The organism is Streptomyces sp. NPDC102406, from assembly GCF_044765725.1.
Taxonomy (GTDB): Bacteria; Actinomycetota; Actinomycetes; order Streptomycetales; family Streptomycetaceae; genus Streptomyces.
This window is the reverse complement of the sequence record NZ_JBIWKP010000002.1, coordinates 298184-314752: the sequence shown is the minus strand read 5'-3', so window position 1 is coordinate 314752 and position 16569 is coordinate 298184. Positions and strand designations below refer to the sequence as shown.

Here is a 16569-nt window from a genome sequence, read left to right as displayed (position 1 = left end):
AGGGATCTCATCCCGGATCACCGGTCGGACACGGGCAACCTTTTCCGGGCGCGAGTAGTCATGCCGCCATGATCCTTTCCTCTGAAGACGTCGGCCTCTGGCTCGTGCCCGTGCTGCTCGCGCTGGGCGTGGCCGTCGTCTCTCCCGTCGTGTGTGTGGTGCTCGCCGTGCGTGTCGTCCTGCGTATCGCGCGGTCGGTGGCCGAGGGCGCCGCCTGGAGGGCCTTCACCCCGGGTACGTGGCTGCTCGCCGCGGGCTCGGGTGCCTTCGGCGCCGGGTGCCGGTTCTCGGTCACGCTGTTCGGCGAGACCACCCCATGGGTGGACTCCGCGAGCTTCGTCTGCGGCTGCTTCGCGCTGGCCGCAGCGGCGATGGCGGCGTTCACGGCCGTACTGAACCAGCACCCCAGGGGCGGTGCGGAGCGCTCATGAGGCGCCCCGTCAGGCGGGGAGGACCGAGGGCGACGTACCGGAGCGGGGCCCGGCTCAGCGCACCGGGAAACCGAAGGTGTACCCCTGCTCCTTGAGCCGGGGAAGGAGCCGGCGCAACGCCTCGACGGTCTGGGTACGGTCCCCGCCCGCGTCGTGGAACAAGAGCGTCGGCCCGTTGGGCAGTTCCTGCTCGACGGTGGTGACGATGGCGTCCGTACCGGGGCGTTCGAAGTCCTTGGTGTCCACGTTCCAGCCGAGCGGGCGCATCCCACGGGAGGCGGCGAGGTTGCGGCTGTAGGGGGTGAAGGCCCCGCCGGGCGCGCGGTAGTACATCGGGCGCACACCGCCGGACGCTTTGGTGATCATGCGTTCGGCGTCGAGTATCTGCTTCGACTGGTAGGTCTCCGAGGCCTTGTCCATGGCGGTGTCGTGCGACACCGAGTGGTCGCACAACCGGTGCCCGGCCGCGACCACCTTCTTCACGAGGTCCGAGTGTGCCTGCGCCTGCGTCCCCACCATGCAGAACGTGGCCTTCACCCCGAACTCCCGCAAAACGTCCAGCACTTGGGGGGTCCACACCGGGTCCGGGCCGTCGTCGATGGTGAGGTTGATGCCGCGTGCCCCTGCCTGCGAGGCGTGGGCGATGGTCGCCGCGACCCGCTTGACGTCACTGTTGTGCGCGGTCGGCGCGCCGGCCTTGGGGGACGAACTGTTCACGGCTCCGGCCTGCGCAGTCCACACCGAGGCACCCGTCGCGAGCAATGTCACCCCGAGCGCCGCCCCGACGACCTTGCCGTACCAGCCCGCCCCACCGCTGTGCCGTGCCATGTCCACCCCATTCGCGCAGTTGCTCGCCGATCCCCGGTCACCTCGCGACCACCCGTACTGACGAGCCATATGCGCCACGGGATGCGTCCGTTACCGATCACGGACAATTCCGGGATGATTCACGGACAACCGCGGCCCGGAAGCCCGGCATCGGTCACACGTAAGGTGACGGTGATGAGTGGACGGGGCTGGGCTACAGGTATGGCGGTGGTGACCGTCGCGGCAGGTCTCGGCATACGGTCGTCGTCCGACGGCGCCTTCGCCAAGTACGCCGGGGACGCCCTCTACACGGTGTTGGTGTGCGCTGTCGTCGCCGTGATGGCCCCGCGGCTGCGGCCCGTCGCCGTCGCGGGTATCGCGTCGGTTTTCAGTTGGGCCGTCGAACTCCTCCAGATCGCGGGAATCCCGAGGACGCTGCAACCGCTCCTCGGGGCCACCTTCAACGCGCCCGACCTCTTTTGGTACGGGGTGGGGGCGGTGTTGGGGTGGGTATGCCTGGCTGCGGCACCTCGGCGCCGGGCGCCCGGCCGCCTACCGTCGTAGGAGCCTCGATGGCACACCTGCTCCACGTCGGTTGAGGTCACGGTTCCGCGCACACCGGGCGAACGGGGAAGCCGTGGTCCGGTACGTACACCATCGGCTGATAACGGTGGTCGAGGCGGCGTGGCGCTGTGCGTCACCACGCCGGTGATCCTCGATGTGCGTGGCCTGGCGCGGGTCGGAAGCGCCGAGGCGGCCCCCTGCGCCCGATCCCGAGGCGGTACTCCCCGCCCCGCATGAGTCCCTGCGCCGCAGCTTCACCGGGACGTTTGTTGCCGCCGTCGCGTTGCCGTCCCTGATTCTCGGCCTGCTCTGGGGCCCGTGGGTCATCAGTTGGGCGCAGCCGATGGATACCCGTATCCCATCCCTGGCCCCATTGGATACCTATGTCCGATGGGTCTACACTCGTGATATCTCCGCACTGACATTCTGTGCGCGGAACGTCAGAAAGCCGGGGAGTAGAAGGCGAGGGATCACCCCCCTCGCCCACATTCCGCCTATCGGTCTCATCGGAGAGCACACATGTCGAAGATCCTTTTCGTAGTCACCGGCGCCGACCAGTGGACGCTGGCGGACGGCAGCAAGCACCCGACCGGCTTCTGGGCCGAGGAGGCCGTCGCCCCGTACAAGGCGTTCAAGGCCGCGGGCCACGAGATCGTCGTCGCCACCCCCGGCGGCGTGGTGCCCACCGTCGACCGCGGCTCGCTCGCCCCCGAGGCGAACGGCGGGCAGGAAGCCGCCGACGAGGTGGCCGCCGCACTCGACGCCTTCACCGAGCTCAAGCACCCCCTCGACCTCGCCGAGGTGGACCTCGCCGACTACGTCGCCGTCTTCTACCCCGGCGGACACGGCCCCATGGAGGACCTCGCCGTCGACGCCGACTCCGGCAAGCTCCTCACCACGGCCCTGGAGAGCGGCATGCCGCTCGGTGTCGTCTGCCACGCCCCGGCCGCCCTGCTCGCCGCCACCAAGGACGACGGCTCCAACGCCTTCACCGGCTACCGCCTGACCGGCTTCACCAACGCCGAGGAGACGCAGGCGGGCCTCGCCGACAAGGCCAAGTGGCTGCTCCAGGACCGCCTCGTCGAGATCGGCGCCGACTTCCAGGAGGGCGAGCCCTGGGCGCCGAAGGTGGTCGTCGACCGCAACCTCGTCACCGGCCAGAACCCCGCGTCCTCCGCCCCGCTCGCCGCCGAGCTGCTGAAGAAGCTGGCCTGAGCGATGGCCACCGACCGGCTCGACGAGGTCCTCGACGCCGCGTACGACTGCCTGAGGCGGTACGGCGTACGGCGCACCACGATGGACGACATCGCCGCGTCCATGGGCGTGTCCCGGTCAGCGGTCTACCAGTACGTCCGCAACAAGGACGACGCGTTCCGCCGGCTCGCCGGACGCCTGCATGAGCAGGCGCTCCGCCGGGCCGGGGCGGCGGCCGAGGCCGACGCACCCGCCGAGGTACGGCTGTACGGCATCCTGGCCGCCAAGCTCGACCTGGTCCTGCGCCTCAGCCAGGACTCCCCGCACGCCGCCGAACTCCTCGACGCCAGAGCCCGCCTCTTCGGCACCATCTGTACGTCGTTCACCACCGACCTGCGAGACCTTCTGACGGCCCTGTTCGCCGCGGAGGGCACCGTCGAGGGCGTGGAGCCGCGGCAGGCCGCGGACATCTGCGTCGCACTCGTCGTCGGCCTCGAGTCCGTGCCCGGCGCCCGCGCACTGCTGCGCCCGGCCACCACCGCCCTCGCCGCGGGTCTGCTCGGCACCGGCCGCACCGCCCCACCCGCACCCCCCACCATCGAAGGAACAGCCCGATGAGCACCACCGTCACCACCAATCCCATCAACCCCACCGAGGACATTCCGGGGCTCGTCGCCCGACTTCGCGCCACGTTCGCCACCGGCCGTACCCGGCCGCTGGCCTGGCGCGAGGAGCAGCTCACCCGGCTGCGCGCGCTGCTCACCGAGAACCGCGACGCCGTCACGGACGCGCTCTACAGCGATCTGCGCAAGCCCCGCCCCGAGGCATCCGCCGCCGAGGTCGACTTCCCCGTGCGGGAGATCGACCACACGCTGGCCCACCTCAAGACGTGGCTGGAGCCGCAGCCCCTGGACAAGGCCGCGCTGGCCGGACTGCCCGAGGGGTCCACGGCCGCCACCCTGTACGAGCCGCTGGGCACCGTCCTGGTCATCGCCCCCTGGAACTACCCCGTCCAGCTCTCCCTCGTGCCGGTCGCGGGCGCGCTCGCGGCGGGCAACGCCGTCGTCCTCAAGCCGAGCGAGGTCGCCCCGGCCACGTCGGCGCTGATGGCCCGCCTTCTGCCGCAGTACCTCGACCAGGAGGCGGTCGCCGTCGTCGAGGGCGACGTGCCGCGCACCACCGAGCTGCTCGCCCAGCGCTTCGACCACATCTTCTACACCGGCAACGGCACGGTCGGCCGCATCGTGATGCGGGCCGCCGCCGAGCACCTCACGCCCGTCACGCTGGAACTGGGCGGCAAGTCGCCCGTGTTCGTGGACCGGGACACGGACGTCGCCGCGGTGGCCGCCCGCCTCGCCGACACCAAGTTCCGCAACTCCGGGCAGACCTGCGTGGCGCCCGATTACGTCCTCACCGACCCGGCCACCGCCCGCGCCCTGGCGAGCGCCCTCGCGGAGGCGGTGCGGAACCTGTTCGGCCCGGACCCGCAGTCCTCGCCCGCGTACGGACGCATGGTGAACCAGCGCCACTTCGATCGCGTCGCCGCACTGCTCGACTCCGGGACCACCGCGTTCGGCGGGCAGACCGACCGCGACGACGTGTACATCGCGCCGACCGTACTGACCGGGGTCAAGGGCGACGACCCCGTGATGCGGGAGGAGATCTTCGGCCCGGTCCTGCCCATCGTGGAGGTCGCGGACCTGGACGAGGCCATCGCCTTCATCAACGACCGTGACAAGCCGCTGGCCCTCTACGGCTTCACCGAGAACGAGACCACCCGTCAGCGCCTCGTCTCGGAGACCTCCTCGGGCGGGCTCGGCTTCGGCCTCCCGATGGCCCATCTCCGCGTGCCCGAGCTGCCGTTCGGCGGCGTCGGCGAGAGCGGCATGGGCAACTACCACGGCCCGCACTCGATCGCCACGTTCAGCCACCGCCGCGCCCGCCTCGACGTACCGCTGAGCCGATGAGCTGAAGCGGATGCCGGTCGGCCGGCGCACCGCCGTCGTGCCGTGGCCCGCGAGTTCTGTCAGCCCGTGCCGGAGTGGTGGTTCTCGTACGCTTCGCGGGCTGCCAGCAGGTCGGGCATGTGGTCCTCCGCCCAGCGTCGGCCGGCCGCGATGACTTCGAGCAGGGTGCGGCCCAGCGCGGTCAGTTCGTACTCCACTCGCGCGGGGACCTCGGCGTAGACGGTACGGGTGAGCAGCCCGTCGCGTTCCAGCGCTCGCAGGGTCTGCGTGAGCACCTTCGGAGTGGCGGCACGCAGGGGGACCCGCAGCTCGGAGAAGCGTCGTGGCCCCTGCTCCAGACACAGGATCACCATGGCGGACCATTTGTCGCCGACCCGGATCGGCATTGCTCTGCTCGGACAGGCCGGATGGAACATGTCGGGATCGAGCGGTCGCACCAGTACCCCCGAGGTAGCCAGATACCTTTGAAGTAACGATTATGTCCTGCCCTACCTTCGCGTCGGCGGCGCAATCGTCCGCTGCCTCTCCGGACCATTGATGCGAGGGAAACATGCGTGCTGTCCGATTCCATGACTACGGATCACCCGCCGTACTACGCGTCGACGACGTACCCGTTCCGCGGGCGGGTGCCGGGCACCTGCTGGTCCGGGTCACCGCCGCGGGCATCGGGTTCGCCGATGTCCAGATACGGGCGGGGCTGATGCGGCAGACCGCTCTTCCCGACCTGCCGATGCCGTTCTCGCCCGGCTTCGAGGTGGCGGGCACGGTGGCGGAGGTCGGGCCCGGCGTCGATCCCGCGATGGTCGGCAGGCGGGTGGTGAGCGCCACTTCCGGTGGCGGTTACGCCGAGATGGCGGTGGTGTCCGCCGCCGCGGCCCTGCCCTGCCCCGACGCCCTCGACGACCACCAGGCTCTGGCCCTGCTGGGTCAGGGTTCGACCGCGGTCGGAGTGGTGCGGGCCGCCGCACTGCGAGCGGGCGACACCGTACTGGTCGAAGCCGCCGCGGGCGGCGTCGGCAGCCTCCTGGTGCAGTTGGCCAGGCGTGCCGGCGCCACTGTGATCGGCGTCGCCCGGGGTGAGAGGAAACTGGCCGCGGCCAAGCGGCTCGGCGCACACACAGTGATCGACTACACCGCGCCGGACTGGGACCGACACGTACGCGATGCGGCGGGCGGCAGCGTGCGGGTGGTCCTGGAGACCACGGGCGGCGCGGTGTCGGAGGCCGCGTTCGACCTGCTGACCCCGGGCACGGGCCGCATGGTCGTCTACGGCATGACCAGCGGGCAGGCGCCGCGCTTCGACCCGCTCGCGGTGTTTCACCGAGGCGTCTGCGTGACCGGACTCGCCTCCGTGGCCCTGGCAGCGGACCAACAGAGCCGCCTGCGCGACGAGGCATTCGCCCTGGCCTCCCAGGGCGCGCTCAAGCCGATCATCGGTGCCGTCCTGCCGCTGTCGGAGGCCGCCGCGGCGCACCGGGCCTTCGAGGAACGCACCACCATCGGCAAAACCCTCCTCACGCCCTGAGGGCCCGACCGCTGATGACGACGTCGTGCTTCGGACCCAGGCAGCGCCCGCAGATGTCCGAGGGGGACACCTGCGGGCACAGGTGGGCGGGTGTCAACTCGCGTGGCAGACCAGTGTCGGTGTCCCCGCGCCGCCCGGCGCCGCGCCGAAGCCGAACGAGGCCGTCGCCCCGGCGGCCAGGGCCCCGTTGTGAGCGGCGTTGCGGACCGTCACCGCCTTGCCGGTCTGGGTGTAGGCGGCGTTCCACATCTGGGCGATGGTCTGGCTGCCCGGCCAGTCCCAGGTGACCTGCCACGACGTCGTCGCCGAGGTGCCGGTGTTGGTGACGGTGACGTCGGCGTTGAAGCCGCTGCCCCAGTCGCTGCTCACCTTGTAGGCGGCTGTGCAGCCCGACGATCCGCCGCCCGAACCGGAGGTCGTCGCGGCGACCGGCTCCGAGGCGGGGGAGGCGTTTCCGGCGGCGTCGCGCGCCCGCACGGTGTACTCGTAGCGGGTCGCGGCGGTGAGGCCGGTGTCGGTGAAGGTCGTGCCGGTCGCCGAGCCGACCTTGCCGGTGCCCCGGTAGACGTCGTAGGCGGTGACCGCGGTGTTGTCGGTGGAGGGTGACCAGGACAGCGAGACACTCGTGGAGGTCGTGCCGGTCACCCGCACACCTGCGGGTGTCGAGGGCGGCGTGCTGTCGCCCCCGTCTCCGCCGCCCCCGGCGAACCCGGGCGCCTTGATGGAGGCCAGGTAGCCGTCCTTGACGGTGTCCACGGTCTGCCAGTCGTCCTTGAGGATGCCGCCCGTGTCACCCGAGTTGGGGTTCCACGACCAGAAGGTCCAGCTCATGCTGTCCGCCCCGTAGGTCCCTGTGGGGCGGAGGTAGTCGACCAGGGCGGCGAGCCACTTCTGGTCGGTGGTCGACTGCAGGGTGGTGCCGAATTCCCCCAGCCATACGGGAGCGATGTTCTGCTTGAAGATGTAACCCCAGTTCCGGTCCCAGATACCCGGCATGTTCGCCGGGAACGACGGGTCGTCGAACCAGGGTTGCTGGGCCACGCTCGTGGCGTAGTCGTGGGCCGAGTAGACGAGGCGGTCCGCCACGGCGAGGCGGACGGGGGCGGCGGCCACACCGGAGAGGTTGCCGCCCCACCAGGTGGACCGGCCGTTCACGGTCTGCACGCCTTCCACGAAGATCAGCAGGTCCGGGTTGACGGACAGGACGGCGTTGCCGCCCCGCTCGGCGGCGAGCCGCCAGTCGACGCTCGTGTCCCCGCATCCCCAACAGGCCGGATCGTGCGGCTCGTTGTGCAGGTCGATACCGACCACGGCGGTGTTGCCCTTGTACCGGGCGGCGAGCGCCTTGAGGTTGGTGATCCACGTGGTCTCGGGGACCGAGGAGGTGTACCAGAGGGCCGACTGCGCGGAGGAGTCCGGGCGGTGCCGGTCGAGGACGATCTTGAGGCCGACGGAGCCCGCGTAGTCGACGATCCTGTCCATGACCTGGAGGGAGTTGAGACCCTCCAGGTCGGTGTTGAGACCGTTCGCGTAGCTGATTCCGGCGGGGATGGTGCCCTTGAAGATGTCGTCGCTGTAGGGCATGCGGACGGTGTTGTACCCGAGCGTCTTCATCTGGTCGAGCATGGACTTGTAGTCGCGGGACCAGAGACCGTGCGGGACGTAGTTGGCGGTCTCGAAGCCGAACCAGTTGATCCCCGCCATCCGCACCGGCTGGTTCTGCGCGTCGAGGATGCGGCGGCCACTGGTGTGCCAGTACCCGGAGCCGGCGGACGCCGCCTGTGCACCGGCTCGGACGGGATCCGCCTGCGCGGGGACGGCGAGCAGCGGCACGAGGGCGATGGCGAGGGTCGCCAGGAAGGCGATCACGAGTTTTCTCAGGCGGCGGGCGGGCGGATGTCTCATGGGGTCCTCTCGAAACCGGTGCGGGGAGGAGCCTTTGGGAGCGCTCCCAATTGAGAGAGTCGGTAGGTCGGGTGTGTGGAGGTGGTGAGGGGTGGCACCCGGGGTGACGCTTCGCGGGGCGCCCGGAGCATCCCGCTCCGGGCGCCCCGCTCGTCCGAGCCGAGGGCCGCGCCCATGGAAGCCACTAAGCGTGTACCCGTCAATACCCCGCGCAGTGATCGGCCGTGCCGGTATATGCCGCAGCGCCCGTACGGAGGTGGCGAAATCTGGTTGTGGGCCCGGCGGGCAGGGGTGTCCGGCTCGATTCCGCCGACCGGGCCGGCGGCCCTGTCGTTCGAGCGCCGCGACCGGGCTCAGGCGTTGTAGCCGCCATGGGCGTCCAGCACCGCGCCCGTGACGTACGACGCGGCGGGGCTCGCGAGAAAGGCGATCGCCGCGGCGACCTCCTCGGGGCGGCCCATGCGTTGCAGGGACAGCGAGCTGATCAGGGCCTTGAGGGTCTCGGGGCCCGGCCCTTCCATGCCGCCCTCCATCAGTCCGGCCTGCACGACGTTGGCCGTGATGTTCCGCGGGCCGAGGTCCCGGGCGACCCCCATGGTGTACCTCTCGATCCCTGACTTGGTCGCCGCGTAGTCGGCGAGGCCCGGGGCGCCGACCCGGGAGCCCAGTCCGGAACTCACCGTGATGATGCGGCCGCCCGCACGCAGCACACGGGCGGCGGACCGGATGACGGCGATGACGCCGAGGTAGTTGGTGGCGTGCATCCGGTCGAGCGCGGCGGTGTCGGCGTCCGGGTCGTCCACCGTGCGGCCCTGCTCCACCGAGATCGCCGCGTTGTTGACGAGTATGTCCAGGCCGCCGAAGTGCGCGACCACGTCGTCGATCAGGGCCGGTGCCCGACTCGTGTCCGCCTGGTCGGACCTGAGGGCGATGGCCTTCCCGCCCTTGCCTTGCACGTCGTCGATGACGGCCTGGGCCCGCCGCTCGGAGCTGACGTAGGTGAAGGCGACGTCGGCGCCCTGCTCGGCCAGCAGCCGTACGGTCGCGGCTCCCAGTCCGCGCGACCCTCCGGTGACCAGGGCGACCTTGCCCGTAAGTGGCTTGCTCATTCTTCTCACCTCGTTGAGTGACGTCCGGAACAGTCGCAACGCTAGTTGTTACGACTACTTGTCGCAACCTTCTCTGTTACGACGACTTTCGTCGTAACATGAAACGTTGCGGCCGACGGGACGGAGGGGTGCATGAGCGCCAACAGCAGGTTGACAATTGCCGCCCACGCGCTGGCCTGGATCGGTCTCTACCAGCGCCAGGGCCATGAGGTCGCCACCTCCGAGCAGATCGCGGCCAGCGCGAACACCAACCCCGTGGTGATCAGGCGGCTGCTCGGCGAACTGCGCAGGGCCGGGCTCGTGGAGTCCCGGCGGGGCGCGGGCGCGGGCTGGTCCCTGGCGCGCGAGCTGGACGCGATGACCCTGCTCGACGTGTACGAGGCGGTGGAACCCGGCCCGTTGTTCGCGATGCACCGCACCGCCCCTGACCACGAATGCGTGGTGGGCCACGGCATCCAACCGGCGATGCAGGGCATCTACGAGGGCATCGAGGCGACCCTGCGGAGCGAACTGGCCCGCGTCACGCTCGCGAACGTACTCCAGGATGTACTCGCCGCGCCCCGCTAGCCTCCCCGCTCCACCCTGGCATCACCGAGAACCCCGGCACGCGTGTCCCCCGGCCGGAGAGGGCGCTGCGCCCGGCAGCGGGACCGCGCCTCCGTCCACCAGCGATCACCCACGGCGGCTCTCGATCTTCAAGTCGCCGTGGACCACGGTGCGGATGTGGTCACTGGCGAGCATGTCGTGCGGGTAACCGAGGTCGAGTGTGCTGACGCTGTCGAGGAGGGCCAACTGATCGGCGGTGAAGTCGATGTCCAGGGCGCCCAGGTTGCCCACCAACTGCTCGGGGGTGCGGGCGCCGATGACGGGTGCCGTCACGCCCGGGTTCCGCAGGGTCCAGGCCAGGGCGACCTGGGCGGGGGTGCGGTCCAGTTCCCCGGCGACCTGCCGCACGGTGTCGGCGATGGCGAGGGTGCGTTCGGTGACCATGCCCAGGCCTGCGTTGAAGCTCTTGCGGTCGCTGTCGCCGGTACCGGTGCTCGTCGCGGTCAGGTCGGCGCGGCTGTACTTGCCGGACAACACGCCGCCGCCCAGCGGTGAGTACGGTGTCACGCCCAGCCCCATGGCCCGCGCCATCGGGATCAGGTCGCGTTCCCCGGCCCGGTTGATCAGGCTGTACTCGATCTGCAACGCGACCAGCGGTGACCAGCCGCGCAGGTCGGCGATGGCCTGCATGCGCGAGATCTCCCAGGCCGGGGCATTGGACATCGCCACGTACAGGACCTTGCCCTGCCGCACCAGATCGTCCAGGCCGCGCAGGATCTCCTCGACCGGCGTCGTGGCGTCCCACACGTGCAGGAAGAGCAGATCGACGTAGTCCGTGTTCAGCCGCCGCAGGCTGGCCTCCACCGACGCGAACAGGCTCTTGCGGTGCGCGCCGCCCGAGTTCGGGTCGCCGGGGCGGCGCAGCGTCGTGTACTTCGTGGCCAGCACCAGGCTCTCGCGGCGGTCCCGGACGAATGTGCCCAGCATGCGCTCGGAGCTGCCGTCGGTGTAGGTGTTGGCGGTGTCGATGAAGTTGCCGCCGCGCTCGACGTAGGTGTCGAACAGCTTGCGCGCGTCGTCCTGTCCGGCGCCCCAGCCCCACTCGGTGCCGAAGGTCGCCGTGCCCAGGGCCAGCGGTGAGACCCGTAGCCCTGAGCGGCCCAGCAGCCGGTAGGTGTCGAGGGTGAGCGCCATCGTGACCTCCTGTGTTCGCGATCGTCGTCGGACACCAGCCTGCGACCACCCGGGGCCGGGGGTAAGGGAAGGAAAATCCTGGGAACACCGGTCCTACCCCGGCTGTTGGACCAACCATGATCAGCAGCACCGTGGACGTGACCCAGGAACTGGCCGCGTTCCTACGGACCCGGCGGGAACGCCTGGACCCGCGGGACGTCGGCCTGCCGTCGAGTCGGCAGGCCCGGCGGACTCCCGGCCTGCGCCGCGAAGAGGTGGCCCAACTGGCCGGGATCAGCGTCGACTACGTCGTGCGGCTGGAGCAGGCCCGTGGGCTGCGGCCCTCGGCGGACGTGGTGGAGGCGCTGGCCCGGGCGCTGCGTCTGGCCCCCGACGAACGCGCCTACCTCTACGGCCTCGCCCAGCAGCGTCCCCGTGGCGCCGACAAGCCCGCCACCACCGCCGCGCCGTCGCTGGCCCGACTGGTCGCCGACCTCGCGCCGCTGCCGGCCATGCTGATGAACCACCGCTACGACATCCTGGCCTGGAACGACGACATGGCGAGCCTGCTCCTGGACTTCGCCACCCTGCCTCCGCCGCAGCGCAACGCGATGTGGCTGTGCCTGATGCATCCCCGGACACGTGAGAGGTACGTCGACCGCGAACGCGTCGTGCGGGAAGGGGTCGCGCACTTGCGCGCGGCCTGGGCCGCGCACCCGGAGGACCAGGCGTTGACCGACCTCATCACCGCATGCCTCGACCGGGACGAGGAGTTCGCGCGGCGGTGGGCCGAGCGGGACGTCAAGGTCAACGGCCGCGGACGCAAGACGCTGCGCCACCCCGACGCCGGGACGATCACTGTGGAGTTCGAGACGCTCACGCCCCTTCAGGACCCGGACCAGATGCTGGTGATCTACCGCGCCGCCGACGAGGAGAGCCAGTCCGCGATGGACGCGCTGCACGCGCGGTGAGAGGGGGAGGATGCCCGTTGCGGCGCTTCACCGGGCGGGCCGGCAGGCCTGTTCCGGGGACCGGCCGCAGAGGACCGGCCGAGGGTGGCACGACGGAACTCACCAATTTCTGCGAGGACCGGCCAAGTATGCGGTGGGTTGTGGCGATCACCGTCATCCACCTGATAGGCAGGCTTCGTGACGTTACGTCAGGTAGGGACGAGAACGCGTGAGGCCGCCGTGGCCGCCGCCGCACTCATGCTCCTGGTCGCGGCGTGCGGGGACGGCGAGTCACAAGACTCGGGCGGCGGGCAACAGAACCATGTCACGGTCGCGGCACTCCCGTTGACGGACACGGCGGCCCTGTACATCGCGCGCGACCGCGGCCTGTTCGAGAAGGAAGGGCTGGAGGTCGGCATCCGACCCGTCCAGCAGAGCCTCCAGGCGCTGCCGGCGCTGACCAAGGGCCAGGTCGACGTCATCGCGGGCGCCAACTACGTGACGTTCCTCCAGGCCCACGAGAAGGGCACTCTCGACGTACGTATCCTCGCGGAGGGTGTGCGGACCGCGCCGCACATGATGGACGTTCTGGTGCCGAAGGACTCCGCCGTCAAGAGCCCCGCCGACCTCAAGGGCAAGACGGTCGCGGTCAACCTTCTCAACAACATCCAGACGCTGACCCTCAACGCGATCCTCGACGAGCGGGGGGCGGGTCGGCCCACATACCGGCAGATCGCGTTCCCGCAGATGGGGCCCGCACTGGAGCGCGGCCAGGTCGACGCGGTGCACGCGGTCGAGCCGTTCGACAGCGCGATCCGGAGCGACCTCGAAGCACGGATCGTCCTCGACGGCGGCGCGAGCCCCGTCGAGGCGCTGCCCATCAGCGGATACGTCACCACCGCGCGGTACGCGAAGAAGAACCCGGGGACCGCCGCCAAGTTCCGGCGGGCGATCGAGGCCGCCTCGAAGATCGCGGCCCGCAATCCCTCGGCCGTCCGCACAGAGCTGCCGAAGTACACCAAGGTCACCGCCGCGCAGGCCACGTCGCTCGGGCTCCCCGCGTACCCCTCCACGGCGGACCCGGCCCAGTTCAGCCGCCTTGTCCGACTCATGCGGGACCAGGGCCTGTCGAAGAAGGCCGTCGACCCGTCCACGCTGCTGGTGAAGTGAGCCGGCGCAGCCGTCGGGACATCGGGCTCGGCGCCCTCGGCGTCCTGCTGGCCCTCGGCGTGTGCGAGGTGGTGCCGCGGGCGGGCATCGTGCGGCGCACCTACCTGCCGCCCGTGTCCGAGGTCCTGAGGCGCGCCGTCGAACTGGCGGGTGACTCCGCGTTCCTCGACGGTGTCGGCGCGACGCTGCGTGCCTGGGCACTGGGCCTCGCCCTCGCGTGCGCGATCGCCGTACCGACCGGCCTGCTGCTCGGGAGCGTGCCCGTCGTGGACGCCGCGACGCGCGCGATCGTGGAGTTCCTGCGGCCGATGCCCTCCGTGGCACTGATCCCGCTGGTGTCGCTGCTGCTCGGTTCCGGAACCGAGACCGAGGTCGCGCTCGTCACATATGCCTCGGTATGGCCGATCCTGTTCAACACGGTGTACGGGCTCGGCGAGAGCGACCCGCTGGCCAAGGACACGCTGCGGGCCTTCGGTTTCGGCCGGATCGAGGTGCTGCTGCGCGTCGAACTGGTCGGCGCCGCGCCCTTCGTCGCGGCCGGCGTCCGGATCTCGGCGGCCGTCGCGCTCATCGTGGCCGTGGCCACGGAACTGCTGTCCGGATTCGGCGAGGGCCTCGGCATCTTCATCGCCCAGGCGCAACTGGCCACCGACGGCGCCCGGGACGTGCTCGCCGGTGTGGTGTGGGCAGGGCTGCTCGGCCTCGTCATGAACGGTGTACTGGTCCGGTGCGAACGGCGGTTGTTCCCCTGGACGCCCGAACGACGCGGGGCGCGCGGGTGAGCGCGCCGACGACGACCAAGGCCCCACGACCCGCGCTCGGCGCCCTGCTGCGCCGGCCGGTCCTCCTCGCCGCCGTGGGCGCCTGGGAGCTGGCGGCCCGCACACACGGGAGCGTCTTCTTCCCGCCGCCGTCGCGGATCGGGCGCCATGCCTACGACCTCTGGTTCGGCGGCCCGGTCGGTCACCTGTTCCTCACCGACGCCGCACTCGACACCATCGCCCCGAGCCTGTGGCGGATGACGGCCGGGTTCCTGCTCGCCGCCGTCGCCGGGATCGTGCTCGGGGTGTCGATCGGCCGCTCCCGTCGCGTGTACGCGCTGTGCGATCCGGTGTTGCAGTTCGCGCGGGCCGTCCCGCCGCCCGCCCTCGTCCCCGTGTTCGTCGTGGTCCTCGACTTCGGCACGCCGATGCAGATCGCCTCGATCGTGTTCAGCGCCGTGTGGCCGGTACTCGTCAACACCGCGGCGGGTGTCCGCAACACCGATCCGCTGCGTCTGGAGGTCGCCGCCGTGCTGCGGCTCACCCGGGCCGAACGGCTCCGCTACGTGATCGTCCCGTCGGCGCTGCCCCGCATCTTCGCGGGGCTGCGGCTCAGCCTGTCGCTCGCCCTGATCCTCATGGTCTTCTCCGAGCTGCTGCCGGGCACCGAGAACGGCATCGGCTTCACCCTCACCGACGCCCAGTCCCGGTCGGACCTGCTCACCGTGTGGGCGGCACTGGCCCTGCTCGGCATCCTCGGATACCTGCTCAACACCGGTCTGCTGGCCCTCGAGAGGCGCCTGCTGGTCCCAGGGAGGACGGCATGACGACAACGGTCCGGGAGGCGGTCGTCCGGCTGCTGCGCGACACCGGCATGACCACCGTCTTCGGCAACCCGGGCTCCACGGAGCTGCGCATGCTCCGCGACTGGCCCGACGACTTCACGTACGTCCTCGGGCTCCAGGAGTCCACGGTGGTGGCCATGGCCGCGGGCCACGCCCTGGGCACGGGCCGCGCCGCCTTCGCCGCCCTGCACTCGGCGGGCGGCGTCGGGCACGCGCTGGGCGCCGTCTTCAACGCGTACCGCGACCGGGTGCCGCTGGTGATCGTCGCCGGACAGCAGGCACGCTCCCTGATCCAGTTGCGCCCGTTCCTCGGCGCCGACGAACCCGCCCAGTTCCCGCGCCCCTACGTCAAGTTCTCCCGGCAGCCCGAACGCGCCGCCGACGTACCGGCCGTCCTCGCCGAAGCGCACCGCGTCGCCATGACACATCCGCGCGGGCCGGTGTTCGTCTCCGTGCCCGAGGACGACTGGGACGAGCCGGCACAGTGGGTCGAACCCCGGACGGTGCACAGCGGGTTCACCGCCGACCCGGACGCCCTGGTCGCGCTCGCCGCCCGCCTCGACACGTGTGAGCGGCCCGCGCTGGTGGTCGGCCCGGGAGTGGAGGACGAGGCCGCGCTGCCCGAGACACGCGCCCTGGCCGAACGGATCCGTGCCGGGGTGTGGATCAGCCCGCTGTCCGGCCGCTCCGGTTTCCCCGAGTCCCACCCGCTGTTCCAGGGGTTCCTGCCGCCGGTCGCGGGCCGGCTGGCCGCGCGCCTTGAGCCGTACGACGTGGTGGTCGCGCTCGGAACGCCGCTGTTCACCTACCACGTGGCGGACGACAGCCCGCCACTGGCACCGGGCACCAACCTCTTCCACCTGGACTGCGACCCCGCCCAGGCGGCATGGCTCCCCACCGGCACCAGCCTGGTCACCACCCTGCGCCCCGCCCTGACCCGACTCCTGGCACTGGTGGGGGAGTCGAACCGCGAACCGCCACCGCCGCGCACCCCACCGACCCCGCTCGACACGGACGCCGACGACCCACACCCCCCACACCTCACGCATCTCACTGCCGAACTGGTGCTGGACCAATTGCGGCAACGGCTCCCGCGCGACCGGGTGATCGTCGAGGAGGCACCCAGCCACCGGGACGCCCTGCACGCGCGCGTGCCGGTGGATCTGCCGGGCGGGTTCCTCACGACGGGCAGCGGCGCGCTCGGCTGGGGCCTGCCGCTGGCCGTCGGCCGCGCCCTCGCCGACCGGCGGCGGGTCGTCTGCGTGCTGGGCGACGGATCGGCGCTCTACTCGGTCCAGGCACTGTGGACGGCGGCCCGGCACCGGGCACCCGTCACCTTCGTGATCCTCGACAACGGCGGCTACGGGGCGGTGAGCGCCCTGGGACGCCGGATCGGCATCACCCCGGTGCCCGGCACGGACATCGGTGGCATCGAGTTCGCCCCACTCGCCTCGGCGTTCGGCTGCGCCGCCGACTACGCCGACCGGCCGGACGGACTCGGCGAGGCACTCGACCGCGCGGTGACCCGGCTCGGCGACGACGACGGCCCCCACCTGCTGCACCTGCGCGTCACCGGCACCGAGGGCGTGCTGTACGAACCCTGGGCCGAGTGAGGCCCCCCG

General features: G+C 71.1%; 17 protein-coding genes. 12 read left to right on the top strand and 5 right to left on the bottom strand.

Annotation, left to right across the window (positions count from 1 at the left end; translation table 11 throughout):
* Nucleotides 1-68: 68 nt before the first annotated feature.
* Nucleotides 69-431, top strand: a complete 363-nt coding sequence (locus tag ACIRF8_RS09880; protein WP_404212837.1) for a hypothetical protein — start codon at nucleotides 69-71, stop codon at nucleotides 429-431.
* Nucleotides 432-485: 54 nt separating this feature from the next.
* On the opposite strand, the gene ACIRF8_RS09875 is transcribed toward ACIRF8_RS09880, so the two are convergent.
* Nucleotides 486-1259 carry a polysaccharide deacetylase family protein gene (locus ACIRF8_RS09875; protein WP_404212835.1) on the bottom strand — a complete coding sequence of 258 codons (774 nt, stop codon included), beginning with the start codon at nucleotides 1257-1259 and terminating at the stop codon, nucleotides 486-488.
* Between the two features lie 201 nt (nucleotides 1260-1460).
* Between ACIRF8_RS09875 and ACIRF8_RS09870 the strand changes: the two genes are divergently transcribed.
* From ACIRF8_RS09870 to ACIRF8_RS09855, 4 genes are all read left to right on the top strand, one after another.
* Nucleotides 1461-1802, top strand: a complete 342-nt coding sequence (locus ACIRF8_RS09870) for a DUF2809 domain-containing protein (protein WP_404212833.1) — start codon at nucleotides 1461-1463, stop codon at nucleotides 1800-1802.
* Between the two features lie 519 nt (nucleotides 1803-2321).
* The gene (locus ACIRF8_RS09865; RefSeq protein ID WP_404212831.1) at nucleotides 2322-3017 is read left to right on the top strand and encodes a type 1 glutamine amidotransferase domain-containing protein; all 696 of its coding nucleotides are present in this window, start codon (nucleotides 2322-2324) and stop codon (nucleotides 3015-3017) included.
* Between the two features lie 3 nt (nucleotides 3018-3020).
* Nucleotides 3021-3614, top strand: coding sequence for a TetR/AcrR family transcriptional regulator (locus tag ACIRF8_RS09860; RefSeq protein ID WP_404212829.1), 594 nt, complete (start codon nucleotides 3021-3023; stop codon nucleotides 3612-3614).
* Entirely contained in the window at nucleotides 3611-4963 is a 1353-nt protein-coding gene (locus ACIRF8_RS09855) for an aldehyde dehydrogenase family protein (protein ID WP_404212827.1), read from the top strand. Before ACIRF8_RS09860 ends, ACIRF8_RS09855 begins: the two co-directional genes overlap by 4 nt.
* A gap of 59 nt (nucleotides 4964-5022) precedes the next feature.
* Here the strand turns inward: ACIRF8_RS09855 and ACIRF8_RS09850 are convergent, their stop codons facing one another.
* Nucleotides 5023-5349 carry a winged helix-turn-helix transcriptional regulator gene (locus tag ACIRF8_RS09850; RefSeq protein WP_404212825.1) on the bottom strand — a complete coding sequence of 109 codons (327 nt, stop codon included), beginning with the start codon at nucleotides 5347-5349 and terminating at the stop codon, nucleotides 5023-5025.
* A gap of 164 nt (nucleotides 5350-5513) precedes the next feature.
* Between ACIRF8_RS09850 and ACIRF8_RS09845 the strand changes: the two genes are divergently transcribed.
* Complete coding sequence (locus tag ACIRF8_RS09845) at nucleotides 5514-6488, top strand: zinc-binding alcohol dehydrogenase family protein (protein WP_404212823.1); 975 nt, start codon at nucleotides 5514-5516, stop codon at nucleotides 6486-6488.
* Nucleotides 6489-6581: 93 nt separating this feature from the next.
* Here the strand turns inward: ACIRF8_RS09845 and ACIRF8_RS09840 are convergent, their stop codons facing one another.
* Together ACIRF8_RS09840 and ACIRF8_RS09835 are read right to left on the bottom strand one after the other, a co-directional pair.
* Nucleotides 6582-8393: a cellulase family glycosylhydrolase gene (locus ACIRF8_RS09840; RefSeq protein ID WP_404212821.1), complete on the bottom strand. Its 1812-nt coding sequence runs from the start codon at nucleotides 8391-8393 to the stop codon at nucleotides 6582-6584.
* A 353-nt stretch (nucleotides 8394-8746) separates the two neighbouring features.
* Nucleotides 8747-9502: an SDR family NAD(P)-dependent oxidoreductase gene (locus tag ACIRF8_RS09835; RefSeq protein ID WP_404212819.1), complete on the bottom strand. Its 756-nt coding sequence runs from the start codon at nucleotides 9500-9502 to the stop codon at nucleotides 8747-8749.
* A 132-nt stretch (nucleotides 9503-9634) separates the two neighbouring features.
* Here ACIRF8_RS09835 and ACIRF8_RS09830 point away from each other — a divergent pair, with 132 nt between their 5' ends.
* Nucleotides 9635-10069, top strand: a complete 435-nt coding sequence (locus ACIRF8_RS09830; RefSeq protein ID WP_404212817.1) for an Rrf2 family transcriptional regulator — start codon at nucleotides 9635-9637, stop codon at nucleotides 10067-10069.
* Nucleotides 10070-10174: 105 nt separating this feature from the next.
* Here ACIRF8_RS09830 and ACIRF8_RS09825 read toward each other — a convergent pair whose 3' ends face one another.
* Entirely contained in the window at nucleotides 10175-11242 is a 1068-nt protein-coding gene (locus tag ACIRF8_RS09825; protein WP_404212815.1) for an aldo/keto reductase, read from the bottom strand.
* A 116-nt stretch (nucleotides 11243-11358) separates the two neighbouring features.
* On the opposite strand from ACIRF8_RS09825, the gene ACIRF8_RS09820 reads away from it, so the two are divergent.
* The 5 genes from ACIRF8_RS09820 to mdlC all read left to right on the top strand — a co-directional run bounded on the left by ACIRF8_RS09820 (nucleotide 11359) and on the right by mdlC (nucleotide 16560).
* Nucleotides 11359-12192, top strand: coding sequence for a helix-turn-helix transcriptional regulator (locus ACIRF8_RS09820; protein WP_404212814.1), 834 nt, complete (start codon nucleotides 11359-11361; stop codon nucleotides 12190-12192).
* 177 nt (nucleotides 12193-12369) lie between these two features.
* Nucleotides 12370-13341, top strand: coding sequence for an ABC transporter substrate-binding protein (locus ACIRF8_RS09815; RefSeq protein WP_404212812.1), 972 nt, complete (start codon nucleotides 12370-12372; stop codon nucleotides 13339-13341).
* Nucleotides 13338-14123: an ABC transporter permease gene (locus ACIRF8_RS09810; protein ID WP_404212810.1), complete on the top strand. Its 786-nt coding sequence runs from the start codon at nucleotides 13338-13340 to the stop codon at nucleotides 14121-14123. The genes ACIRF8_RS09815 and ACIRF8_RS09810 overlap by 4 nt, the downstream gene beginning before the upstream one ends.
* Nucleotides 14120-14929, top strand: a complete 810-nt coding sequence (locus ACIRF8_RS09805) for an ABC transporter permease (RefSeq protein ID WP_404212808.1) — start codon at nucleotides 14120-14122, stop codon at nucleotides 14927-14929. The genes ACIRF8_RS09810 and ACIRF8_RS09805 overlap by 4 nt, the downstream gene beginning before the upstream one ends.
* A complete protein-coding gene (gene mdlC, locus ACIRF8_RS09800; protein WP_404212806.1) occupies nucleotides 14926-16560 on the top strand; it encodes a benzoylformate decarboxylase in 1635 nt (544 codons plus the stop codon). Before ACIRF8_RS09805 ends, mdlC begins: the two co-directional genes overlap by 4 nt.
* Nucleotides 16561-16569 lie beyond the last annotated feature (9 nt).